The following is a 23,364-nucleotide window of genomic DNA, read 5'->3' on the forward strand; positions in this document are numbered from 1 at the left end:
GTGACCTGATTGAGTACCACGATGGCTGATTTACAGATCGACGACCTTAACGTTGCCTCCAACGAGACCCTGATCACGCCGGAGCAGCTCAAGCGTGAAATTCCCCTGACCGACAAGGCCCTGCAGACCGTGGCCCAGGGTCGCCAGGTGGTGCGCGACATCCTGGATGGCAAGGACCACCGTCTGTTCGTGGTGATCGGCCCCTGCTCCATCCACGACATCAAGGCCGCCCACGAATACGCCGACCGCCTCAAGGCGCTCGCGGCCGAAGTGGCGGATACGCTGTTCCTGGTGATGCGCGTGTACTTCGAGAAGCCGCGTACCACGGTGGGCTGGAAAGGCCTGATCAACGATCCGTACCTGGACGACTCGTTCAAGATCCAGGATGGCCTGCACATCGGCCGCCAACTGCTCCGCGACCTTGCCGAGAAAGGCTTGCCCACCGCCACCGAAGCGCTCGACCCGATTTCCCCGCAGTACCTGCAGGACCTGATCAGTTGGTCGGCGATCGGCGCCCGTACCACCGAATCGCAGACTCACCGCGAGATGGCCTCCGGCCTGTCTTCCGCGGTCGGCTTCAAGAACGGCACCGATGGCAGCCTGACCGTGGCGATCAATGCCCTGCAGTCGGTCTCCAGCCCGCATCGCTTCCTCGGCATCAACCAGCAGGGCGGCGTGTCCATCGTGACCACCAAGGGCAACCGCTACGGTCACGTGGTGTTGCGCGGCGGCAACGGCAAGCCGAACTACGATTCGGTCAGCGTCGCGCTCTGCGAGCAGGACCTGAACAAGGCGAAAATCCCGCTGAACATCATGGTCGACTGCAGCCACGCCAACTCCAACAAGGACCCGGCCCTGCAACCGCTGGTGATGGACAACGTCAGCAACCAGATCGTCGAAGGCAACAACTCGATCGTCGGCCTGATGGTGGAAAGCCACCTGGGCTGGGGCAGCCAGCCGATTCCGAAGGATCTCGACCAACTTCAGTACGGCGTCTCCATCACCGACGCCTGCATCGACTGGGCGACCACCGAGAAGAGCATCCGCAGCATGCACGCCAAGCTCAAGGACGTGCTGCCGAAACGCCAGCGCGGCTGAGCGAGGCGGAAACGAAAACGCCGGGCTGATGCCCGGCGTTTTTCATTGCGCGCCTGCTCAGGCGGCCGGATCGGCCTGACGCTGACGGCGCTCGATGTAACGCTCCACGTAGGAGCAGGACGGGATCACGCTGTAGCCCATGCGGTCGGCGTACTGCAGGGCGTGCTCGGTCAACGCAGCGGCGATACCGCGACCACGCAGCGAATCCGGTACGAAGGTCCGGTAGATATCCAGCGTCTGCTTGCCCAGGTCCATATAGGCCAGATAGGCACGATGGCCATCCACCGTCGTCTCGAATTGATGGCCGCCCACGTCATGATGGATGGACAGGGACTCGCTCACTTTGGATCTCCTCAACGGGTTCGTAACCCGACCCGCGCCTGATTGATAGGTTCCTCGCGAGGACGCCCCCGCGTACCGGCCTCCAGCGGACCGCCGGAGACCTTCGTCCGTTCTCGTCCCGGTGGCGGATCGCGCCTGGCGGACATCCTCGAAACGGCTGGCCTGCACCGCATGCAAGGCCGGACTAACGATAGGGCCCATATTGCTGTCTTCCCCGGTCAGACTCAACCGTTTCTTCTGGCAGGAACGCGCAGGCGTCGCTGGAGCCCTGGCCGGGAGGCCGCGCAAGCGCAATCGCGCATGACCCGCGGGTCAGCCAAAGCGCTTTACGCCGACGGCGGCCATCAGTAAGGTCTGCGCCACTCCACCAAAAGGAATCCTGCCATGAGCGAGTTGATCAGCTACCAGTTCGAAGACGGCATCGCCACCCTGACCCTCAACAACGGCAAGGTGAACGCCATCTCCCCGGCGGTGATCGACGCCTTCAACCAGGCTCTCGACCAGGCCTTGCAGGACAAGGCCGTGGTCATCGTCACTGGCCAGCCGGGCATCCTCTCCGGTGGCTACGACCTGAAGGTCATGACCTCCGGCCCGGAGAATGCCGTCAACCTGGTCGCCGCCGGCTCGACCCTGGCTCGCCGCTTGCTCTCCCATCCCTACCCGGTGATCGTCGCCTGCCCCGGGCACGCGGTAGCCAAGGGCGCCTTCCTGCTGCTCTCGGCCGACTACCGGATCGGCGTCGACGGGCCGTTCCAGATCGGCCTGAACGAAGTCGCCATCGGCATGACCATGCACCATGTCGGCATCGAACTGGCCCGCGATCGCCTGCGCAAGTCGGCGTTCACCCGCTCGGTCATCAATGCCGAGATGTTCAGTCCGGCCGCTGCGGTGGATGCCGGCTTCCTCGACACCCTGGTCAGCGCCGACCAGTTGCAGGAAAGCGCGCGTGCGGCGGCCCAGCAGTTGAAGAAACTCAACATGACCGCGCACCGCAATACCAAGCTCAAGGTGCGCAAGGCACTGCTGGAAACCCTCGACCAGGCGATCGAGCTGGACAAGAAGCACCTGGGCTAAGGCCCGCTCCAGCGAAAGCCCGGTTGATACCGGGCTTTTTTGCGCCCAATAATTACTTATTACGCAAAGGTAACTCTCCAGAACTGCTATTTTTAAAAAATTATTACGAATTATCCTGATGACATTCCCAAGGAAAACCGGAGGTCATCATGAAACGCAATGTCTTCGCCGCCATTCTCCTCGGCATGGCTACCACCCTCGCAGTGCAAGCCAGCTTCGCCGACGAATCCAGCCTGATGGAAAACCGCATGGTCCAACTGAACCAGCACGCCATCGAGCAGGCCCAGCAGCAACAGGCCACGGCGCCAACCGCGAGCGACACCGATGCGCAGGGTTGAACGCCGCCTGCCAGGAACGTTCTTCTTCTCCCCGCAACCCTGAAAAGCCCGGCTCACGCCGGGCTTTTCGTTCAGGCCAGCTTTTCCTCGGCCGCCACGCCCTTGCGATAGACCTCGTAGAGAATCACCGGGATCTCCAGGTCGCCCAGGTGGCGAACCACCAGCGGCTTGACCTCGGACCAGTCCAGCCCGCCCACTCCCGTCGCCACGCAGGGCAGAGCCAGGCTGCTCACCCCTTCGCTGCGCACATAGCGGGCCAGCTCGCGCAGGGCATGGCCGACATCCTCCAGGCTCGCCTTGCCCGGCTTGGCGCTACGACCGCTGTGCAGCATGCCCTGGGTGATCAGGTTGACGATGCACTGGGTCTTGCCCTGCTCGTCGACCCCGGCCCAGACCCAGATGCCGCCCGGCTCGGGCGCCCTGGCATGGGCGGCATGCCGGTAGTCGCGAACCATCGACGGCCAGCGTTCGCGCAAGGCGAGGGCCAGGCCGCTGTCGAAATGGTCCTGGGGCGCGATGCCGTGGGCGATCACCTGGGCCCCGGAAAGCAGAATGTCACCTTCAACTTCACGAATCATGAGCGTTTCCTTCTTGGCTTCGGGACAGGCGCTTCGTGCGCCGCCCTGCATCTTTCACCGTACGCCTTGCCCGCCGGCGCCAGTTGATGCGTATCAAGAACGGCCGGTCCCATCCGCTACGGGCCGACTAGACTGCATGCGAGGGAACCTTGGAGGCGCCTCGCCTCTCCATTGGATTCCAGCCTCGTGCCGTCTCATCCATGACAAGGAAACAACCGCCATGCCGAAATGGATTGCACTTTGCCTGATCCCGCTGTTGGCAAGCTGCGCCACCTGCCGCCAGGACAGCGACAGGGAAAAACTGCTGTACGAGAACGACATGCTGCAGGCGAAACTGATCATCGTCGCCAACGACCGCGATCGCCTGCCGCTGGCCCAGGCCCTGCTGGAGCGCGCAGCGCGCGACGACCGCAGCGGCGAGGCGGACTTCTACCAGGCCGTGCTGATCGCTCGCCGCGACGGCCAGGCCAGCGATTGCGAGCGCATCACCCGCCTCCTCGAACGTTCCGCCGAGCGACGCTACCCGCTGGCCAACGCGATGCTCTACAAGATCTACGCCGAGCCCTTCCTGTTGCCGCGCGCCGATATTCCCAAGGCCGAGACCTATCGCCAGGCCTACGCCGAGCTGCCGGTCGCGCGCAGCGGCTACCCCTCCTTCGAGCGAGCCCGGCAGGTGGTCGATCGCCTGCTCGCGCCGACTTCGTCCTGATCCATCGGGCCCGAACCCGGGCCCCGCAACCCGTACCGGTCGTTCGGCCAAAGCATCATTTCTGTCGATAGTTAATAGCGCGACAATTCGTTATCCAATCGAATTCTTCTCCGCGATCCTATGCCCATCCGAGGTATCGATCACGGAAGCCGCCATGAAACGTCGCAGCCCACGCCATTACGCCCGCAACACCGCCCTGGCCACCCTGGGTCTGTACGCCATCCTCATGCTGGTCGTGCTGAGCCTCGTCGCCGGCGCCGAAAGCGCCAGGAACGCCACACCGGACAACGACACCGCCACGACCTTCTCCAACCAGATCGGCCAGGCCCTGCCAGGCCTGCTCTCGGGGTTGAACAGTCGACGCGCCGGTTGAACGCCGGCTTCTTTCCCGGGAAACAGCATGAGAAGGCAAACACGGAAATTCTGGATCGTCGCCGCCCTGGCGATATTGACCAATGGCTACTCGCTACTCGGCCTCTCCCAAGGCTCGGCAGGCGCACTGGCGCGCACCATCGAATGCAACCAGGCGATGGTCCGCGCGCTGGCGGCCAACCTGGCGCTGAAGCTGCAGAGCGGCACCCCGCCGGCACGCCCGCAGCGCTGGATCCCGGAGCGCTTCATCCTCGACTGCCCGGCCTGAAACGAAAACGCCGCCAACCCCGGGAGGCTGGCGGCGCTCGCATGGCGCGGGGCCGGCTCAGGCGCCGGTCGGCTGGCGCGCGACGAAACGCATCATCCATTCGGCGACGACGGTGCCCTGGTGATCCCTCGCCAGGCTATCGACCCCCTTGCGATAGAGTTCCTCGCCCAGGTGCTGCTGGCGCAGTTCGAGCAGTTCGCGGGAATAGTCGTGGACGAACTCGGGATGCCCCTGGAAGCACAGCACCTGGTCGCCGATGGCGTAGGCGGCATAGGGACAGAAGTCGCTGGAAGCGATCACCCGCGCGTTTTCCGGCAGCCGGGTGACCTGGTCCTGGTGGCTGATCAACAGGGTCAGGTCCGGCAGCGCCGGGCTCATCCAGTCGGCCCGTTCGTTCAACTGGTACTGGTGGATGCCCATGCCCCAGCCCTGGCTGGCGCGCTCGGCCTTGCCACCGAGCAGCAGGGCCAGCAACTGGTGGCCGAAACACACGCCGAGGAGCTTGTCGCCGCGCTCGTAGCGGTCCAGGAGGAAGGTCTTCAGGGTCTGGATCCACGGGTCGGGACCGAAGGAGTCGGCCTTGCTGCCGGTCACCAGGTAGGCGTCGAAGCGCTCGTCGTCCGCCGGATAGCGCCCCTCCACCACGTTGTAGATGACGAATTCGGCGGCGATCGGTTGCTTGGCGAACAGTTGCTGGAACATCCGGCCGTAGCCTTCGTAGCGCTCGATCAGCTCGGGACGAAGGATATCGGTTTCCAGGATACAGATGCGGAGCGACATAAAGACTCTCTGAAGAAGTGGGGTTATTGTCGTTTTCGTTTGATTTAATTAACACAGGAGCGCGGGCAAGGGAACCGTCGCCCTGGCCTCGAAAGGAATATCCGGACGATTCGCCAAAAAACAAGCAGCCGGCAGAAAGATTCCCGAGACGCCCAGCCGTAAAGAAATCTGCACAGGAGACGGAAGGACTCCCCATGCCCGGAACCGCCACGTAAACTGGCGGTTTTCCCGCGAGGCACACGCCATGTTGCTCAAGGCAGTACGTAACGGACTGGGTCAGGCGATTATCCTCGCCGACTTCGTCAGCCGCCCCCGCAAGCTGCAGCGCAGCGCCGAGGCTCAGGCCGAGGTCGAGCGGGCGCTGCGGAACCTGTCGCTCTACCAGTTCCGCGCCTGTCCGTTCTGCGTGAAGACACGCCGCGCCATGCACCGGCTGAACCTGCCGATGCAACTCAAGGACGCCATGAACGATCCGCAGGCCCGCCAGGCTTTGCTGGAAGGCGGCGGCAAGGTCAAGGTGCCGTGTCTGCGCATCGAGGAAAACGGCCAGGTGCGCTGGATGTACGAATCCAGCGAGATCATCGCCTATCTGGAAGGTCGTTTCGCCAACGCCTGAGCGGCCGATCAACGGCCCCCGGCCGCGTCCAGGGGCAGCCGGTGGATCAGGAAACGCGCCGGCACCTCGCCCTCGCGCCCCGGCAACAGGCGGTGGCGAATGCGGGACTCGCTGACATAGGCGCAACCCTGTCCGGTGACGGTCAGGTTGACCGGCGACTCCAGGCCCTCGCGTATCACTTCGATGCCGCGCCGCCCTGGAGCGAGCGGCTCGGCGATCCGCAGCACCTTGCCGGCGCCGCTGCGGATGGCGTTCTCCAGCACGATCAGCGAGCCGTCCGGAGCCAGCGCCATGCCATCCGGATTCTCCAGCGTTCGGGGCAGCTCCATCTCGCGCAGCCGCGGACACGTGGCGACCCCTTCGACGACATGGATCGCCCCGCTACCGAAGCTGCCGACCAGCAGGGTGTCGTCGTCCACCCGGACGATGCCCGCCGCGCCCAGCCCGCCGGGGCCGGCCAGGCGGCTGTCGCGCAGCAACACCTGGAACGCCGGTTCCCCGGGCCGCAGCCGCATCAGGCTGCCATCCCGGGTTTCGCTCAGGTAGACCGTTCCGTCCGGCGCCACCGCGAGATCGTTACCCATCCCGTCGCCGGGCAGGGTCAGATATCGGCGCACGGCACCGCTCGCGAGATCCAGGGCGAACACCCCATGCGGCCGGCGCCGGCCAGCGGGTAGGAAGTCCGGCGAATTGCCCCAGAGCAGGCCACGCGGCTCGTCCAGCCGCAGCGCGGTGGCAGCGAAGATCGCCGGGCTGCCGGCGAAGAAGGTTTCCCACTCGCCCCCGGGAGGCTTGCGCAGGATGCGCCCGCTGGTGACCAGACCGACGTACAGCGTTCCATCGGCGGTATGGGCGATGCCGTTGGGATACCGGGCCCCCGCTGGCAGGACGATGCTCGTCGCGGCGCAGGACGGCTCGCGCTCGCCCGGCGCACGGGCGAAAACCGGCAAGACGGTCGCCGATACCATGGATACCAGCAGCAACACGGAAGCCTGTCGTCTCATCATGCTTTCTCCGTCGATGTGCGCCCTACCAGCGCGGGGTCCGGGCGCGCGCCGTGAGCGGCGCCTCCAGCGTGGCGCACTCCTCTTCGGCGAGGTCCAGCGTCAGCGCCGCGAGGGCATCCTCGAGGTGATGCGGCCTGGACAGGCCGACGATCGGCGCGGCGACACCGTTCCGGCCAAGCAGCCAGGCCAGGGCGAGTTGCGCCGGTGGAAGCCCGCGGGCAGCGGCGAGTTTCTCCAACGCGCCGAGGGTCGACTCGACCTCCTCCCTGCCGCCGTACCAGCGCGGGGCCTGTTCGTCCGTCCGGGTCCGCAGCGTGCCGGCGCTTCGCGCTCCGGCCAGCAGCCCACGCGCCAGCGGCGACCAGGGCGTCAACGCGATCCCCTCTTCCCGGCACAGCGGCACGAGGTCCTCCTCGTCCTCGCGAACGATCAGGTTGTACTGGCTCTGCATCGAGATGAATTGCGCCAGGCCGTGGTGGCGCTGGAAGGCGAGCATCTTCATGAAGCGCCAGGCCGGCATCGACGAGGCGCCGAGGTAACGGACCTTGCCGACGCGCACCAGGCTGTCTAGGGTTTCGCAGGTTTCCTCGATCGGGGTGTCCGGATCGAAGCGATGGATCACGAAGAGATCCAGGTAGTCCGTACCCAACCGCCGCAGCGAGGCATCCACGCTGGCAAGCAGGTGCTTGCGCGACAAGCCGCAGGCGTTGGGCCTGTCGCTCATGGGAAAGAACGCCTTGGTGGCGATTACCAGGTCCTCGCGCTGCGCGAAGTCCCTGAGCGCGCGCCCGAGGATCCGCTCGCTCTCGCCGGTGGAATAGATATCGGCACTGTCGAAGAAGTCGATCCCGGCTTCCAGCGCCTCGCGAATGAACGGACGCGCCCGTTCCTCGTCCAGCACCCACGGACGCCACGCCGGATCGCCATAGGTCATGCACCCCAGGCAGAGTCGGGAGACTTTCAGGCCGCTATTGCCAAGACGGACATGCTGCATCGTACGACCTCGTCGGAAGGCTCTGAAAAGAGCGGTTTCCCCGGCCCAGCCTGTTCATGAGCCAGGTTTCCCGACGATGCTATATTGCTGCCGAATAGCTAACTATCCTGGAAAAATCTCTTTCATTGATCGAGTTATCTTAATAATCCAATGAAAAAGCCCGATCTCGCCGGTCTCGCCGCCTTCGTCGCCATCGCTCGCGAACGCAGTTTCCGCCGCGCCGCCGCCACCCTGGGCGTAACCCCGCCGACGCTCAGCCACACCCTGCGCGAACTGGAAACCCAGCTCGGCATCCGCCTGCTCAACCGCACCACTCGCAACGTCTCGCCGACCGAGGCCGGCGAGCACCTGCTGGCGCACCTGGACCCGGCGTTCGAAGACATCGCCGCCGCGCTGGACAGCCTTAACCGCTTTCGCGAAACGCCTCACGGCCTGGTACGAATCAACGCACCGCGAAACGCCATCGGTCTCGTCCTCGCGCCACGTTTCGGCGAACTGGCCCGCGACTATCCCGGCATCACCCTGGAAGTGGTGGCGGACGAAGGTTTCGCCAATATCGTCGAAGCCGGTTTCGACGCCGGCATCCGCCTCGGCGAAGACCTCCAGCACGGCATGCGCGCCGTGCGGGTCGGCCCGGACCTGCGCTTGGCCATCGTCGCGACCCCGGCCTACTTCCGACGGCAAGGCAGGCCGGGTAGCCCGGAGGAACTGCTCGGCCACCGTTGCATCGGCTGGCGCAAGGTGTCTTCCGGAGAGCTGTACAAATGGCAATTCAGCAAGGGCACGAAAGCGCTTTCGGTGGCCGTGAGCGGACCGCTGGTCCTCGACGACCCGCGCCTGATGCTACAGGCGGCGCTGGCCGATGTCGGGATTGCCTTCGCCATCGAGGAGGAAGTCGCCGAGCACCTCGCCGCCGGCCGCCTGGAACGGGTCCTGGCGGATTGGTGCGCCCCCTTTCCCGGTTTCCATCTCTATTATCCGAACCGCCGCAACCACCCGGCGGCGTTGAGCGCCGTGATCGACCTGCTGCGCTACCCCGGCGAGGAACACCCAGGTCCCGCGTAGGCACATCGGCGGAAGCGCCCGTGGCAGCCTGGAGGCAAGCATGGAGGCTGGCCCGTACCGACGCACGGCGTAGGGCGCATAACCGCATCGCGGTTATCCGCCGAATCTCGGTATATCGGCGGATAGCGCCTGTGGCGCTATTCGCCCTACCAATGGCGGCTTGGAGGCAAGGGCCTGTACCGACGCGCGGCGTAGGGCGCATAACCGCATCGCGGTTATCCGCCGAACCTCGGCATATCGGCGGATAGCGCCCATGGAGCTATTCGCCCTACCCGTGGCGGCCTGGCTGGCAAGAACCTGGGCATACCGGGGTGGCGTCATCCGCCGCGGTACGCGACCACGAGAAAGCCGGCCCGAAGGCCGGCTCTCCATGCGACGTCAGGACTCAGAACAGCTCGCCCTTCGCCGCCTTCTCCAGCAACAGCGCCGGCGGCTCGAAGCGCTCGCCGTACTGTTCGACCAGGTATTGGGCGCGGGCGATGAAGTCCTTCAGGCCGTACTGGTTGATGAACTGCAAGGCGCCCCCGCTCCAGGCGGCGAAACCGATACCGAAGATCGAGCCGATGTTCGCGTCGGCGGTGGAGTGCAATACCCCCTCCTCCACGCAACGCACGGTCTCGATGGCCTGGATGAACAGCAGGCGGTCGCGTACGTCCTCGGCGGATATTTGCGCATCGGGCTTCTCGAAGCGGCTCTTGAGTTCCGCCCAGAGATGTTTCCTGCCGTTCGCCGGGTAGTCGTAGAAACCGGCGCCGGCCGCCTTGCCCGGGCGCTTGTACTCATTGACCATCAGGTCGATCACGGCGAACGCGGGGTGCGTCGGCAGAGCCTTGCCCTCGGCCTCGAGGTCGCGGGCGGTCTGGTTGCGGATGTGGGTCATCAGGCTCAGCGAGACTTCGTCGGAAATCGCCAGCGGCCCCACCGGCATCCCAGCCTGGCGCGCCTGGTTGTCGATCATCGCGGCGCTCACGCCTTCGCCGAGCATGGCGATGCCTTCGTTGGTGAAGGTGCCGAATACCCGCGAGGTGAAGAAGCCGCGGCTGTCGTTGACCACGATCGGCGTTTTCTTGATCTGCAGCACGTAGTCGAAGCCGCGCGCCAGGGTTTCGTCGCTGGTCTTTTCGCCGCGGATGATCTCCACCAGCGGCATCTTGTCCACCGGGCTGAAGAAGTGCAGGCCGATGAACTTCTCCGGCCGCGCCACCGCCTGGGCCAGCCCGGTGATCGGCAGGGTCGAGGTATTGGACGCCACCACCGCATCGGCCAGGGCATGCCTCTCGGCCTCGGCGGTGACCTTGCCTTTCAGCGCGCGGTCCTCGAAGACCGCCTCGATGATCAGGTCGCAGCCTTCGAAGTCGGCTTCGCTGACGCTCGGCACGATCCGCGCGAGGAAGGCGTCGCGCTTCTCGGCGGACAGGTGCCCGCGCGCAACTTTCTTGTCCAGCAGCCTGGCCGAATAAGCCTTGCCCTTCTCCGCCGCTTCCAGCGAGACGTCCTTGAGCACCACCTCGATGCCGGCCGCCGCCGATACGTAGGCGATGCCCGCGCCCATCATCCCGGCGCCGAGCACGCCGACCTTTTTCGTCGCCCGCACCGGATACCCCTGCGGCCGCGACTTGCCGGCGTTGATCTCGTTGAGCTGGAACCAGAAGGTGCCGATCATGTTCTTCGCCACCTGGCCGGTGGTCAGCTCGGTGAAATAGCGCGCCTCGATCAGTTGCGCGGTGTCGAAATCGACCTGGGCGCCCTCCACTGCCGCGCACATGATCTTCTCGGGCGCCGGGAAGCAACCCTTGGTCTTGTCGCGCAGCACCGACGGTGCGATGGCCAGCATCTGCGCCACGTTGGGACTGGCAGGCGTACCGCCGGGAATCTTGTAGCCGGCGCTGTCCCAGGGCTGCTTCGCCGCCGGGTTGGCGAGGATCCAGGCGCGGGCCTTCTCCAGCATTTCCTCGGGGCTGTCGGCCAGTTCGTGGATCAGCCCGGCCTTGAGCGCTTCCGCCGGACGCACCTTCTTGCCTTCGGCGAGGTACGGCAGGGCTTTCTCCAGGCCAAGCAGGCGCACCATGCGCACGATCCCGCCGCCGCCCGGCAACAGGCCGAGAGTCACCTCCGGCAGGCCGAGCTGCACGCCGGGATTGTCCAGGGCGATGCGGTGGTGGCAGGCCAGGCAGATCTCCCAGCCGCCGCCCAGCGCAGCGCCGTTGATCGCGGCGACCACCGGCTTGCCGAGGGTCTCCAGGCGCCGCAGTTGGCCCTTGAGTTCGAGGATGCCCTGGTAGAAGGCCGGGGCGTCGGCCTTGGTGACCTTGATCAGCTCGTTGAGATCGCCGCCGGCGAAGAAGGTCTTCTTCGCCGAGGTCAGCACCACGCCGGCGATCCCCTCTTTCTCCGTCTCCAGCCGTGCGATGGTCTTCGCCATCGCCTCGCGGTAGACACCGTTCATGGTGTTGGCGCTCTGCCCGGGCATGTCCATGGTCAGGACGACGACGTTGTCCTGGCCTTTTTCGTAACGGATAGCGTCAGTCATTCCGGTTCTCCCTTCACACGCGCTCGATGATGGTGGCGATACCCATGCCGCCGCCCACGCAGAGGGTGGCCAGGCCGTAGCGCAGGTTGCGCCGCTCCAGTTCGTCGAGCAGCGTGCCGAGGATGATGCAGCCGGTGGCGCCGAGCGGGTGGCCCATGGCGATGGCGCCGCCGTTGACGTTGACCTTGCTTTCCGCCACGCCCATGTCCTTCATGAATTTCATCACCACCGAAGCGAACGCCTCGTTGACTTCGAACAGGTCGATGTCTTCCACCTTCAGGCCGGCCTTGGCCAGGGCCTTGCGGGTCGCCGGCGCGGGGCCGGTAAGCATGATGGTGGGGTCGGTGGAGGTCACCGCGGTAGCGACGATCCGCGCCCGCGCCTTCAGGCCCAGTTCGCGGCCCTTGGCCTCGGAGCCGATGAGCATGGCGCTGGCGCCGTCGACGATCCCCGAGCTGTTGCCCGGCGTATGCACGTGCTCGATGCGCTCGACCTGGCTGTACTTGCGCAGCGCGGTGGCGTCGAAGCCCATCTGCCCCATCATCTCGAAACTCGGTTTGAGCGCGGCGAGCCCTTCCAGGGTGGAGTCGGCGCGAATGAACTCATCGTGGTCGAGCAGGACGATGCCGTTCTGGTCGGCGACCGGCACCAGCGACTTGCCGAACAGCCCTTCGGCGCGGGCCTTGGCAGCCTTCTGCTGGGAGCGCAGGGCGAAGGCATCGACATCGGCGCGACTGAAGCCTTCCAGGGTGGCGATCAGGTCGGCGCCGATCCCTTGCGGGACGAAGCTGGTGTGCAGGTTGGTTTCCGGGTCCAGTGCCCAGGCGCCGCCGTCGGAGCCCATCGGCACGCGTGACATGGACTCGACGCCGCCGACCAGGACCAGGTCCTCGAAACCGGAGCGTACCTTCATCGCCCCCAGGTTCACCGCCTCCAGGCCGGAGGCGCAGAAACGGTTGATCTGCACGCCGGCAACCTGTTCGTCCCAGTCGGCCACCAGCGCCGCGGTCTTGGCGATATCGGCGCCCTGGTCGCCCACCGGCGTCACGCAGCCGAGCACGATATCGTCGACCTGGGCGGTATCCAGGTCGTTGCGCCGCTGGACCGCGCGCAACAGCCCGGCCATCAGGTTCACCGGCTTGACGCTGTGCAGCGCGCCATCCTTCTTGCCCTTGCCGCGGGGAGTACGCACGGCGTCGTAAATGAATGCGTCGGTCATGGCGGTCTCTCTTATCCTGTTCTCGTCCGGCCGAGCGGGCCTCCGCCTACCTTAAACAGGCTCGCCGGCGGGACAATGACCGAACCGCTCAGGCTGATTGACCGCCCAGCTCAGCCTGCAACGCCGGGAAGATAGCACCATGCCATCTTTCGACCGGAAACCCGGACACCGGACGAACGGTCGAGACGCACGCCAGAGCCGTCACCACGCTGTCATATAGAGGGAATATGTCTAGACCGGAGCAGCTTGTATCCAAGTGGTCTAAGCCCGCGCAGGCCGGGGCTTAGACTGATTCATGCAAGCGTTCGAAAGGGAGGTCGACGCCGGGGATGCCGGGCCGACCGAAGAGTACGCCACTGCGTGGCAAGCCGTTCCGCCGGGCCGTAGCGCGGAGCAGGCAGCCACCCGACAACAAGAAAGGCAGACAGGCCATGTTGAACGAGCAGCCAAAAAGATGGCGGCAAGCGAGCCTCATCGTCTTCGCCACCACAGTCATCCTGATCCTTCCCAACCTTAACAGTCTGATCCGCTAGGGCACCTGCTGCCTGCACGCTGCGCACCGCCTCGCGGTCAGCGCAGCGCAGGCAGCCACCAGGTCAGCAGCAGCGGAATGAAGGCGAACGACAGCAGGGTCGAACACAGCACCAGGCTGGCGACCTGATCCGGCGAACGATTGCCGCGCAAGGCGTAGAGATAGTTGAACACCGCCACCGGCATCGACGATTGCACCACCAGCACCCCCTGCGCCAGCGGCGGCAATTGCAACGCCAGCGCCACCGACCAGCCCACCAGCGCGCCCAGCAGAAGACGCAGGCCGCCATAGAAGAAGCCATTGCCCAGTTGCCGCGGACGGATGCTGGCCAGGGACACGCCGAGGGTGATCAGCATCAGCGGAATGGTCAGCCCGGCCATCAGGTCGACGGTATTCGCCATCCAGCGCGGCAGTTGCAGGTCGAGCCCCATCAACAACAAGGCCAGCAGCACGCTGAGCAGGATCGGATTGCCCAGCAGCGAACGCCAGGAGCGCTCGCCGCTCATCCAGAACACGCCGAGGCTGAAGTTGCCGATCGACATGATCAGGTAGAACGCCACCGCCAGGGTCATCCCCGCCTCGCCGAACGCATACAGGCACACCGGCAGGCCCATGTTGCCGACATTCGGGAAGCTGTAGGCCGGCACCAGCACCTGCCACTCCTGGCGCCCGAGGCGCGCCGCCGCCCAGCCCAGCGCAGCCATGCAGACGCAGATCAGCGCGCTGGCCAGGGCCATCCGGCCGAAGCTGTGCAGGTCCACCCGGGTATGCGCCAGGGTGGCGAGGATCAGGCATGGCGAACCGATGTTGAACACGATGCGCGAAACGAACTCGGTCGGATAGGCGTGTCCGAGACGGACCCAGACATAACCGACACCGGCGCCGAACAGCACGGGCGCCATCACGGCGAACAACTCGGCGAGCACGAGAACCCCTTGGTTAGCCAGCTATGCAATGGCCCGCATGCTACCGCGAGGCCCCCGTTCCGTGCCAATCTCTCGCTCCATGTCATAACCGGCGGATGCACGAGGAACCCGCATGCCTGTCACTCTCCCGCGCCTGGCGTTGCTAGGTGCCCTGCTCTTCCCTGTGGCTGCCGCCTGGGCCGCCGAGCTCCGCCTGGAACTGCCGGGGGGCACGCAGACCTGGAGCAGCGAAGAACTGCTCAGGCATCCGCAGGCCCGCGACCTGGACATCCCGGCCGACGTCGCCTACCGCCGGAACATGCGCTACCGCGCCGTGCCACTGGCGGCCTTGTTGAAAGGCGTGCATCCCGAAGACCATTTGCAGGCCGTGGCCAGCGACGGCTTCGCCGCCGAGTTGCCGGCCGCCCCGCTGCTCGCCGAACAGGGCTCGCAAGCCTGGCTGGCGATAGAGGATCCGCAGCGCCCCTGGCCGCCGCTGGGCGCCGGCAAGCCGTCCGCCGGGCCGTTCTATCTGGTCTGGAGCAAACCCGAGGAAAAACGCATCGGTCCGGAGCAATGGCCCTTCCAGGTCGTCCGCATCCGCTATCAGCCCCCTCTGGCCGAACGCTTCCCGGCCCTGCTGCCGGCCGCCGACGCCAGCGCGGAAGTGCGCGCCGGCTTCGCCGTGTTCCAGAAGAACTGCCTGGCCTGCCACCGTCTCAACGGTGCCGGCGACGCCCAGTTCGGCCCGGACCTGAACCTGCCGTACAACCCCACCGAGTACTTCCAGCCGCAATTCCTCGCCCGCTACATCCGCGACCCGCAGGCGCTGCGGCAATGGCCACAGGCGAAAATGCCGGCGTTCCCGGAACGGGTGATCGACGACCAGGAGTTGCGCCAGCTGATCGGCTACCTGCGCCACATGGCCGGCCGCAAAGCGGGCGCGGCCGGCTGAAGCGGCGTCAGATGTTGTACGCCGAGGGCGGCGACGGCAGGCGCTCCAGCAAGTCGTGCAGGCCGGCGCTCCACTGGCGGCGGATGGCGCTGAAATAGGCGTCGTCCTCGGTGACCCGGTAGCCCTCCGGCAGGATCAGGCTGTCGCGGTGGTAGACCAGCAGGTCCAGCGGCATGCCCACCGAGAGGTTGCTGCGGATGGTCGAGTCGAACGACACCAGCGCGCAGCGCAGGGCCTGCTCCAGCGGCGTGTCGAAAGTCAGGTTGCGGTCGAGGATCGGCTTGCCGTACTTGCTTTCGCCCAGTTGCAGGAAAGGCGTGTCCGGCGTGGCCTGGATGAAGTTGCCCTGGGGATAGATGCTGTACAGCGCCGGCGGTCCGCCGGCGATCTGCCCGCCGACCAGGAAGGAACAGCTCAGGTCGGTATTGCCGGCCAGATTGCCGCCGTCGCGGGCCATCACCTCGCGGGTGGTCTCGGCGATCAGCGCCGTGGCGTCGTAGACCGAGGGCACGTTGAGCAGGCTGGCGCCGTCCCGGCGGATGCGCTGCTGCAGCAGGTTGATCACCGATTGCGAGGTCGCCAGGTTGCCGGCCGTCTGCACCACCAGCAGGCGCTCGCCGGGCGTGCCGAAGGTGAACAGCTTGCGGAAGGTGGCGATATGGTCGATCCCGGCGTTGGTCCGCGAATCGGAGGCGAACACCAAGCCGTCGGCCAGGTGCATCGCGACACAGTAGGTCATCTCGAATCTTCCTTATTCCGTCCGTCCCCGCCCCTCAAGCGTAAAGGCAATCGCCGATAACGCCAGGCGCGCAATGGATCGTCACTGTTGCTGCACCTGCAGCAGCGGCGCGCTGACCAGCACCCGCGCATGCATCTGCTCGCAACCGCCGCCACGGCGCAAGCCGCGCACCGGGCAGGCATCCAGGTAGTCGAGGCCGACGGCCAGCTTGAGATGGCGCTCCGGACGGCCGAGCCGGTTGGTCACGTCGAAGCTGTACCAGCCGTCGCCGAGCCAGGCCTCGGCCCAGGCATGGCTGGCCAGGTGCGTGTCGTCCTCGGTGTAGAGGTAGCCGGAGACATAGCGCCCCGGTACACCCTGGCTGCGGATGCAGGCGAGGAAGGCATGGGCATGGTCCTGGCAGACCCCGGCGCGTGCGCCGAAGGCCTCGATGGCGGTGCTGTCGACGCGGGTCGCCCCCGGCTGGTAGAGGATATGCTCGTGCAGCGCATGCATCAGGTCGAGCAGGCCGCCGCGATCCTTGCGGCCGCCCATGGCGCGTTCGGCGAAGGCGCGCATCTCGGCATCGGCGCCGGTCAGGCGGGTGCTGCGCAGGAACGGCAACGGCGACTGGCGATAGTGCTCCACCTCGCGCTCCTCGTCGATCTCGACCAGGCCGTGGGCGGCGATCAGGACCGACTCATGCGGTTCGTCCAGGGTCAGGACGTGCAGGATGTTGCCGTACGGATCGCGCAGCGGCCGCGCCGGGCGCGGCAGGTCCAGGCGCCAATCGACCACGTGTTGGCGCTCGCTGTCCTGCGGGGTCAGGCGCAGGTACTGGATGCTGGCGCGCACCCGGTCTTCGTAGCGATAGGTGGTGTCGTGGGTGATCGAGAGTCTCATGCGGCCTCCAGGTAGGAGCTGTGAATGGCGTTGGCCAACTGGCGAACCAGCAGGATGTAGTCGGTGATCCAGGTATGCAGGCCCTGCTCCAGCACCTCGTCGATGCCGGTGTAGCGCACCCGCGCCTCCAGCTCGGCGGCCAGGCGCTGCGCCGGCCGGCCGTTGACGCCGGGCAGGCCGGAAAGGATCTCGCTCAGTTCCTCGATGCAGGACAGCAGCGAACGCGGCACGTCCTCGCGCAACAGCAGCAATTCGGCGATGTTGCGCGCGTTGGGCGAAGCGCGGTACAGCTCGGTGTAGCCCTCGAAGGCGGATAGCGCCCGCAGCAGCGCGCTCCACTGGTAGTAGCCGCGCGCGGTGCCCTCGTCCGCCCCGGCGAGCGCCGCCTCGCCCTGGGTCTGGTAGCGCGCATCGAGCAGGCGCAAGGTATTGTCGGCGCGTTCGATGAAGGTTCCGAGACGGATGAAGCGGAACGCATCGTTGCGCATGCTGGTGGCGAAGGTCGCGCCGCGGAACAGGTGCGAGCGGTCCTTCACCCATTCGCAGAAACGACTGATGCCATAGCGCAGGATGCCCTCGGCGGCGATGCCGCGCATTTCCAGCCAGGTGGCGTTGATGTTCTCCCACATGTCCAGGGTGATCCGCCCGCGTACCGCATGGGCACTGGCGCGCGCTGCGGCCAGGCAGCTGTAGATGCTCGCCGGGTTGTCCGGGTCGAGGGCGAAGAAACTCAGCAGGCGCTCGGCGGCCAGTTCGCCGTGGCGCTCCAGGTAGGCGTCGAGGGTGCCGGTGATCAGCAGCGGCATGGCCAGTTCGTCCAGGCCGCCGCCGTTGCGGTCCTGCGGCAACAGCGACAGCGAGTAGCTGACGTCGAGCATGCGGGCAAGGTTCTCCGCGCGCTCCAGGTAGCGCGACATCCAGTACAGGTCGGAAGCGGTCCGGCTGAGCATGCTTATTCCTCCACCACCCAGGTGTCCTTGGTGCCGCCGCCCTGGGACGAATTGACCACCAGCGAGCCTTCGCGCAACGCCACCCGGGTCAGCCCGCCAGGCACCAGGCGAACCCGATCCGGCGCCGACAGGACGAACGGCCGCAGGTCGATATGGCGTGGCGCGACGCCGCTCTCGACGAAAGTCGGACAGGTCGACAGGGACAGCGTCGGTTGCGCGATATAGGCCTCCGGGCGAGCCTTCAGGCGCTCGCGGAACAGCTCGATTTCCTCCCGGCTGGCCGCCGGTCCGACCAGCATGCCGTAGCCGCCGGAACCCTGGGTCTCCTTCACCACCAGCTCCGGCAGGTGCGCCAGGACGTGCGCCAGTTCCTTCGGCTTGCGACATTGCCAGGTCGGCACGTTGTGCAGCAGCGGGTCTTCGCCGAGGTAGAAGCGGATCATGTCCGGCACGTAGGGGTAGATCGACTTGTCGTCGGCCACCCCGGTACCGATCGCGTTGGCCAGCACCAGGTTGCCGGCCCGGTAGGCGGCCAGCAGGCCGGGCACGCCGAGCAGCGAATCCGGGTTGAACGCCAGCGGGTCGAGGAAGGCGTCGTCGATCCTTCGGTAGATCACGTCCACCGGTTGCGGTCCGGCCGTCGTGCGCATGTAGACCCGCTCGTCGCGGACGAACAGATCGGCGCCTTCGACCAGTTCCACGCCCATCTCGCGGGCGAGGAAGGCGTGTTCGAAGTAGGCGCTGTTGAAACGTCCCGGCGTCAATACCACCACGCTCGGCGATTCGACGTCACTGGCCCGCTTGAGGGTGTCGAGCAGCAGGTCCGGGTAGTGGTCGATCGGCGCCACGCGCTGGCGGACGAACAGCTCGGGGAACAGGCGCATCATCATCTTGCGGTTTTCCAGCATGTAGGAAACACCGCTGGGCGTGCGCAGGTTGTCCTCCAGCACGTAGTAGTTGCCGCTGCCGTCGCGGACCAGGTCGACCCCGGCAATGTGCGCGTAGACGTTGCCCGGCAGGTCCAGTCCCTGCATCGCCAGTTGGTACTGGTCGTTGGCCAGGACCTGCTCGGCAGGAATCACGCCGGCCTTGAGGATGCGCTGTTCGTGGTAGAGATCGGCGAGGAACAGGTTCAGCGCCTGGACGCGCTGGATGCAGCCGGCCTCGATGTGCGCCCACTCCGCCGCGGGAATGCTGCGCGGGATGGTGTCGAAGGGGATCAGGCGCTCGGTGCCCTGCTCGTCGCCGTACAGGGTGAAGGTGATGCCGGCGCGGTGGAACAGCAGGTCGGCTTCGCGCCGGCGTTGCAGCAATTGCTCTTCAGGGGTGTCGGCCAGCCAGCGAGCGAATTCCCGATAATGCGAGCGGCATTCGCCGCCAGCATCGTGCATCTCGTCGTAAAACATGCGTGCCATGCCGGACTCCTTGTCGTCACGAACGATGGGGAACTCGCAAAGCCCGTGCCAGCGCGCGGATCACGGCTCGTCGGCGATTCGCAGGGTCGGCGCGGCGGGTTCGCCCCAGTCTGGTGCATCCTGCCCACAGGGAGAGGAAGGGCGCCCCGTTCGACGGCATGCGCGCCCCGCGGCCACGGACCGGCATCGACCTGCCGATCGCGAAGCGACCTGTGGGACCTATAAGTCTAGAACAGACCCGGAAGGGAGACGGCTTCTCCCCTCCCTTCCATGCAGACAGCCGTCTCGCTCGAACGAGCGATAAAGCGGACCGGCGGTAGTGCCAGGGAGGCGCCCACGGCCGGGAAGGTCAATCGATCAGCGACAGCCAATGACGGTAGAAACCCTCGGCCACCCGATTCAGCCCGGCAACCTTGGCAGGCAACCCGGCCAGCATGTCCTCGGCGGATTGCTGGCTGGGCTGGGAGGGATCGAGCAGGTGCGGCCAGCCGGCGATCCAGCGCCGCACCAGTTCCTCGGTCATTTCCGGATGGCCTTGCAGGCCGAGTACGTGACCACCCCAGGAAAACCCCTGGTTCTCGCACCACGGGCTGGACAGCAGGCGCTCGGCACCCTGCGGCAGGTCGAAGGCATCGCCGTGCCACTGGAAGATCGAGAAGCGCTCCGGCAGCCCGGCCAGCCATGGACTGTCGCGGCTTTCCCGCTGCATGGGCTGCCAGCCCATTTCGGTGTAGGGCTGGTGCCGCACCGTCGCGCCCAGGGCGCGGGCCAGCAACTGGCCGCCGAGGCAATGGCCGATCAGCGGGATGCGCCGCTCGATGAAGCGACGCAGCAGCGCCAGTTCGTCGCGCAACCAGGGCAGGTCGTCGTTGACGCTCATCGGCCCACCCATGATCGCCACCGCTCGCGGGCGTTCGGCGTCGAGACCAGCGAGTTCGCCGAGGTCGGCGCGGATCACGCGGAAGTCCAGGCCGCGCTCCGCCAGCACGGCACCCAGATGGCCTGGCGGACAGAACTCGGCATGGGTCAGGATCAGAATATCGCTCATGGCTTACCTCCTTCCCCAGTCTGAAGGAAAGCCTTCGAGGAAGGAAAGCCCGACGCAGGAGCCCCGGCCCGGGATCGCGGCCGGGGTCCCGCCGCCGTCACGGACGCAGCGAAGTGACCTCCTGGGTCACGCCCCACCCGTCCAGCACGCCGCCCAGCGGCACCACGACTTCCTCCAGGTCGTGTTCGAAGGCACCGATGGCGGCATGGGTGGCATACATCACCTTGCTGACCTGCAGGTTCCAGGAGCCATCGTCGCGAGCGACGACCTGGGCCCTGAGCGACTCGCCGCGAAACTGGCCCGCTGCCTGGCGGGCCTCCCGCTCACTGGGAAAGATGGCGAAGAAGTCGATGGGATGGATGCGCGCGAAGTCGAAGCCGCCTTCTTTCATGCGACGCAGGACATTCACGCTGACATCATCCGAGAAGGGCTTTTCCATGAGACGCACCTCCTGTCGAGACATTCAGAAAATTCACCGATTCCCCATTCAGCTGAAGCCATCGTCGGCGATCATGAGAGTTTTGTGATCAGGCCAGAGGAGGATCGGACGACCATGGCTTCTTTCAGGGTAGCGTCAACCTGCCAGCGCTGCCGAGCTTTCCGCCGCCTGCCCCGGCGGGCGGCGACCGGCGGCAGACAAAGCGCTGTACAAAAGGCCCGGCCGTTGAGCAAGATTCCGCCTGCGCCGGCGACCGTTGGTCCTGCCCGATGGCATTGGCGAAAGCGACTCGTGCAATAATATCAGGTTGATATCAACCACTTCTCTCCCGCTATCCCGTTCGGACGCTTTCATGCTTATCAGCAGCTACAACCAGGTTCTTGTCGCCTTTTCCCTGATTGTGGCCATCCTGGCGTCCTACACCGCTCTCGACATGGCCGGCCGGGTGACCCTGGCGAAAGGCCGCGAGGCGCTCTCCTGGCTGATCGGCGGCGCTTTCGCCATGGGCTTCGGCATCTGGTCGATGCATTTCGTCGGCATGCTCGCCTTCAGCCTGCCGATCCCGCTCGGCTACGACCTGGGCCTGACCCTGCTGTCGCTGCTACTGGCCGTCGGCAGTTCGGCCTTCGCCCTCTGGCTGGTGTGCCAGGCGGAACTCCCCTGGCAACGCCTGGCGCTGGGCGCCCTGCTGATGGGCAGCGGCATCGCCGCCATGCACTACACCGGGATGGCCGCCCTGCTGATGATGCCGGGGATCGTCTACGACCCGCTGTGGCTCGGCCTCTCCATCCTGATCGCGGTGATCGCCTCCGGCGCCGCGCTGTGGATCGCCTTCCGCCTGCGCCATGGCAGCCGGCGCATCGTCCTGGTCCGGGCCGGCGCCGCCCTGGTGATGGGCTGCGCCATCGTCGGCATGCACTACACCGGGATGGCCGCCGCGCAGTTCCCCCTGGGCAGCTTCTGCGGCGCCGCCGGCCGAGGCATCGACAACGGCTGGCTGGCGGTGCTGGTCATCGTGATCACCCTGGCGGTGATCGCCATCGCCCTGATCGTCTCGGTGCTGGACTCGCGCCTGGAGGCACGTACCTCGGTGCTCGCCACCTCCCTCGCGCGAGCCAACCGCGAGCTGATCCAGTTGGCCTTGCACGACAACCTGACCAAGCTGCCCAACCGCATGCTCCTCGACGACCGCCTGGAGCAGGCGATCCAGCAGGCGATCCGCGACGATCGCCGGTTCGCCGTGCTGTTCATGGACCTGGACGGCTTCAAGGCGGTCAACGATGCCTACGGCCATCACCTCGGCGACCTGTTGCTGATCGAAGTCGCCGAGCGTATCCGCGCCAACGTTCGCGCCCAGGACACCATCGCCCGCCTCGGCGGCGACGAGTTCGTCCTGCTGATCGAGGCCCGCGAGCCCGCCGACGCCGCGACCCTGGCCGAGAAGCTGGTGAAGCGGATCAGCCAGCCGTACCAGATATCCCGCCATGAGGTGCGGATCTCGGCGAGCATCGGCATCGCGCTCTACCCCGGCGACGGGCAGACCCGCCACGAGCTGATGATCAATGCCGACGCGGCGATGTATCACGCCAAGGACCAGGGACGGAACGGCTACTGCTTCTTCGAGAGTTCGATGAACGCCAACGCCCAGGAGCAGTTGCAACTGCTCCATGACCTGCGCCAGGCCCTGGAGCGCCGGCAGTTGGTCTTGCACTACCAACCCAAGGTACTGGCGCCGAACGGACCGATGGTCGGCGTGGAAGCGCTGCTGCGCTGGGAGCATCCGCAACACGGACTGATCCCCCCCGACCAGTTCCTGCCGCTGGCGGAAAAAACCGGCCTGATCGTGCAGATCGGCGAGTGGGTGCTCGACGAAGCCTGCCGGCAGATGCGCCTCTGGCTGGACGGCGGGCATGCGGAGTGGAACATCGCGGTGAACCTTTCGGCCCTGCAGTTCGCCCATGCCGGCCTGGTCGACTCGGTGCGCAACGCACTCCTGCGCCACAGCCTGGAGCCCAGCCACCTGATCCTCGAGGTGACCGAATCGACCGCCATGCGCGATGCCGATGCCAGCCTGGTGATCCTCGAGCAGTTGTCGGCGATGGGCGTCGGCATATCCATCGACGACTTCGGCACCGGCTACTCCAGCCTGCTCTATCTCAAGCGCCTGCCGGCGAGCGAACTAAAGATCGACCGTGGCTTCATCAACGAGCTGGCCCACGACAGCGACGACGCCGCGATCGTCTCGGCGATCGTCGCCCTCGGCCGCACGCTGAACCTGAAGATCGTCGCCGAGGGCGTGGAAACCGAGGCCCAGCAGGAGTTCCTGACCCGCCTCGGCTGCAATTCGCTGCAAGGCTTCCTGCTCGGCAGGCCGATGCCGGCCGAGCAGTTGCTCGCCAGCGTCGCCTGAGCGCCGCCAGCGGCGCGCCACGGGACCTGTCAGAAGCGGCAGATTCGCCCATCGCCGTCTCGTTGACTTCCGCCCGCGCTGCGAACACCTTATGTCGCG

General features: G+C 66.1%; 24 protein-coding genes. 10 read left to right on the top strand and 14 right to left on the bottom strand.

The features are described from left to right. Nucleotides 1-21: 21 nt before the first annotated feature. Nucleotides 22-1,098 carry a 3-deoxy-7-phosphoheptulonate synthase gene (locus tag AC4OR5_RS16185; RefSeq protein ID WP_003109525.1) on the top strand — a complete coding sequence of 359 codons (1,077 nt, stop codon included), beginning with the start codon at nt 22-24 and terminating at the stop codon, nt 1,096-1,098. A gap of 57 nt (nt 1,099-1,155) precedes the next feature. Here the strand turns inward: AC4OR5_RS16185 and AC4OR5_RS16190 are convergent, their stop codons facing one another. Further along, entirely contained in the window at nt 1,156-1,440 is a 285-nt protein-coding gene (locus AC4OR5_RS16190) for a GNAT family N-acetyltransferase (RefSeq protein WP_003087762.1), read from the bottom strand. 384 nt (nt 1,441-1,824) lie between these two features. On the opposite strand from AC4OR5_RS16190, the gene AC4OR5_RS16195 reads away from it, so the two are divergent. After that, on the top strand, nt 1,825-2,514 hold the full coding sequence (locus AC4OR5_RS16195) for a crotonase/enoyl-CoA hydratase family protein (protein WP_003087759.1): 690 nt from the start codon (nt 1,825-1,827) through the stop codon (nt 2,512-2,514). 149 nt (nt 2,515-2,663) lie between these two features. After that, nucleotides 2,664-2,852, top strand: a complete 189-nt coding sequence (locus AC4OR5_RS16200; protein WP_003087758.1) for a hypothetical protein — start codon at nt 2,664-2,666, stop codon at nt 2,850-2,852. Between the two features lie 71 nt (nt 2,853-2,923). Here AC4OR5_RS16200 and AC4OR5_RS16205 read toward each other — a convergent pair whose 3' ends face one another. Continuing rightward, a complete protein-coding gene (locus tag AC4OR5_RS16205) occupies nt 2,924-3,430 on the bottom strand; it encodes a macro domain-containing protein (RefSeq protein WP_003087757.1) in 507 nt (168 codons plus the stop codon). Between the two features lie 220 nt (nt 3,431-3,650). Here AC4OR5_RS16205 and AC4OR5_RS16210 point away from each other — a divergent pair, with 220 nt between their 5' ends. From AC4OR5_RS16210 to AC4OR5_RS16220, 3 genes are all read left to right on the top strand, one after another. Beyond that, nucleotides 3,651-4,139: a hypothetical protein gene (locus tag AC4OR5_RS16210; RefSeq protein WP_003087756.1), complete on the top strand. Its 489-nt coding sequence runs from the start codon at nt 3,651-3,653 to the stop codon at nt 4,137-4,139. Between the two features lie 154 nt (nt 4,140-4,293). Further along, entirely contained in the window at nt 4,294-4,512 is a 219-nt protein-coding gene (locus AC4OR5_RS16215; RefSeq protein ID WP_003098091.1) for a hypothetical protein, read from the top strand. A gap of 27 nt (nt 4,513-4,539) precedes the next feature. Continuing rightward, nucleotides 4,540-4,779 carry a hypothetical protein gene (locus AC4OR5_RS16220; RefSeq protein ID WP_033981231.1) on the top strand — a complete coding sequence of 80 codons (240 nt, stop codon included), beginning with the start codon at nt 4,540-4,542 and terminating at the stop codon, nt 4,777-4,779. A gap of 57 nt (nt 4,780-4,836) precedes the next feature. Here the strand turns inward: AC4OR5_RS16220 and AC4OR5_RS16225 are convergent, their stop codons facing one another. Next, a complete protein-coding gene (locus AC4OR5_RS16225; RefSeq protein WP_003087753.1) occupies nt 4,837-5,559 on the bottom strand; it encodes an amidotransferase in 723 nt (240 codons plus the stop codon). 244 nt (nt 5,560-5,803) lie between these two features. Here AC4OR5_RS16225 and AC4OR5_RS16230 point away from each other — a divergent pair, with 244 nt between their 5' ends. Beyond that, complete coding sequence (locus AC4OR5_RS16230; protein WP_003087752.1) at nt 5,804-6,175, top strand: glutaredoxin family protein; 372 nt, start codon at nt 5,804-5,806, stop codon at nt 6,173-6,175. Between the two features lie 8 nt (nt 6,176-6,183). On the opposite strand, the gene AC4OR5_RS16235 is transcribed toward AC4OR5_RS16230, so the two are convergent. Continuing rightward, nucleotides 6,184-7,182: an NHL repeat-containing protein gene (locus AC4OR5_RS16235; protein WP_058160679.1), complete on the bottom strand. Its 999-nt coding sequence runs from the start codon at nt 7,180-7,182 to the stop codon at nt 6,184-6,186. Nucleotides 7,183-7,204: 22 nt separating this feature from the next. Next, the gene (locus AC4OR5_RS16240) at nt 7,205-8,176 is read right to left on the bottom strand and encodes an aldo/keto reductase (RefSeq protein WP_003113567.1); all 972 of its coding nucleotides are present in this window, start codon (nt 8,174-8,176) and stop codon (nt 7,205-7,207) included. Nucleotides 8,177-8,326: 150 nt separating this feature from the next. Between AC4OR5_RS16240 and AC4OR5_RS16245 the strand changes: the two genes are divergently transcribed. Beyond that, on the top strand, nt 8,327-9,241 hold the full coding sequence (locus tag AC4OR5_RS16245) for a LysR family transcriptional regulator (RefSeq protein ID WP_003087749.1): 915 nt from the start codon (nt 8,327-8,329) through the stop codon (nt 9,239-9,241). Between the two features lie 385 nt (nt 9,242-9,626). Here AC4OR5_RS16245 and AC4OR5_RS16250 read toward each other — a convergent pair whose 3' ends face one another. The 3 genes from AC4OR5_RS16250 to AC4OR5_RS16260 form a co-directional block, all read right to left on the bottom strand. Continuing rightward, nucleotides 9,627-11,771 (bottom strand): 3-hydroxyacyl-CoA dehydrogenase NAD-binding domain-containing protein, encoded by a 2,145-nt coding sequence (locus tag AC4OR5_RS16250; RefSeq protein ID WP_058160681.1) that lies wholly within the window; start codon nt 11,769-11,771, stop codon nt 9,627-9,629. 13 nt (nt 11,772-11,784) lie between these two features. Further along, complete coding sequence (locus AC4OR5_RS16255; protein ID WP_003087747.1) at nt 11,785-12,990, bottom strand: acetyl-CoA C-acetyltransferase; 1,206 nt, start codon at nt 12,988-12,990, stop codon at nt 11,785-11,787. 570 nt (nt 12,991-13,560) lie between these two features. Beyond that, nucleotides 13,561-14,448: an AEC family transporter gene (locus AC4OR5_RS16260; protein WP_003087746.1), complete on the bottom strand. Its 888-nt coding sequence runs from the start codon at nt 14,446-14,448 to the stop codon at nt 13,561-13,563. 112 nt (nt 14,449-14,560) lie between these two features. Here AC4OR5_RS16260 and AC4OR5_RS16265 point away from each other — a divergent pair, with 112 nt between their 5' ends. Continuing rightward, nucleotides 14,561-15,382, top strand: a complete 822-nt coding sequence (locus AC4OR5_RS16265) for a cytochrome c (RefSeq protein ID WP_003087745.1) — start codon at nt 14,561-14,563, stop codon at nt 15,380-15,382. A 7-nt stretch (nt 15,383-15,389) separates the two neighbouring features. Here the strand turns inward: AC4OR5_RS16265 and AC4OR5_RS16270 are convergent, their stop codons facing one another. The 6 genes from AC4OR5_RS16270 to AC4OR5_RS16295 form a co-directional block, all read right to left on the bottom strand. After that, the gene (locus AC4OR5_RS16270) at nt 15,390-16,121 is read right to left on the bottom strand and encodes a proteasome-type protease (RefSeq protein ID WP_003100716.1); all 732 of its coding nucleotides are present in this window, start codon (nt 16,119-16,121) and stop codon (nt 15,390-15,392) included. A gap of 81 nt (nt 16,122-16,202) precedes the next feature. After that, nucleotides 16,203-17,003 carry a transglutaminase family protein gene (locus AC4OR5_RS16275; RefSeq protein WP_058160683.1) on the bottom strand — a complete coding sequence of 267 codons (801 nt, stop codon included), beginning with the start codon at nt 17,001-17,003 and terminating at the stop codon, nt 16,203-16,205. Continuing rightward, nucleotides 17,000-17,953 carry an alpha-E domain-containing protein gene (locus tag AC4OR5_RS16280; protein WP_003087742.1) on the bottom strand — a complete coding sequence of 318 codons (954 nt, stop codon included), beginning with the start codon at nt 17,951-17,953 and terminating at the stop codon, nt 17,000-17,002. Before AC4OR5_RS16280 ends, AC4OR5_RS16275 begins: the two co-directional genes overlap by 4 nt. Nucleotides 17,954-17,955: 2 nt before the next feature. Continuing rightward, nucleotides 17,956-19,368 (bottom strand): circularly permuted type 2 ATP-grasp protein, encoded by a 1,413-nt coding sequence (locus AC4OR5_RS16285; RefSeq protein ID WP_003087741.1) that lies wholly within the window; start codon nt 19,366-19,368, stop codon nt 17,956-17,958. Between the two features lie 349 nt (nt 19,369-19,717). Beyond that, nucleotides 19,718-20,416 (bottom strand): type 1 glutamine amidotransferase, encoded by a 699-nt coding sequence (locus tag AC4OR5_RS16290; protein ID WP_023091976.1) that lies wholly within the window; start codon nt 20,414-20,416, stop codon nt 19,718-19,720. A gap of 97 nt (nt 20,417-20,513) precedes the next feature. After that, nucleotides 20,514-20,855, bottom strand: a complete 342-nt coding sequence (locus AC4OR5_RS16295) for a ribonuclease E inhibitor RraB (RefSeq protein ID WP_003087738.1) — start codon at nt 20,853-20,855, stop codon at nt 20,514-20,516. A 352-nt stretch (nt 20,856-21,207) separates the two neighbouring features. Between AC4OR5_RS16295 and mucR the strand changes: the two genes are divergently transcribed. Further along, nucleotides 21,208-23,265: a bifunctional diguanylate cyclase/cyclic di-GMP phosphodiesterase MucR gene (gene mucR, locus AC4OR5_RS16300; protein ID WP_003087737.1), complete on the top strand. Its 2,058-nt coding sequence runs from the start codon at nt 21,208-21,210 to the stop codon at nt 23,263-23,265. Nucleotides 23,266-23,364 lie beyond the last annotated feature (99 nt).

Source organism: Pseudomonas sp. YA1 (assembly GCF_058680555.1).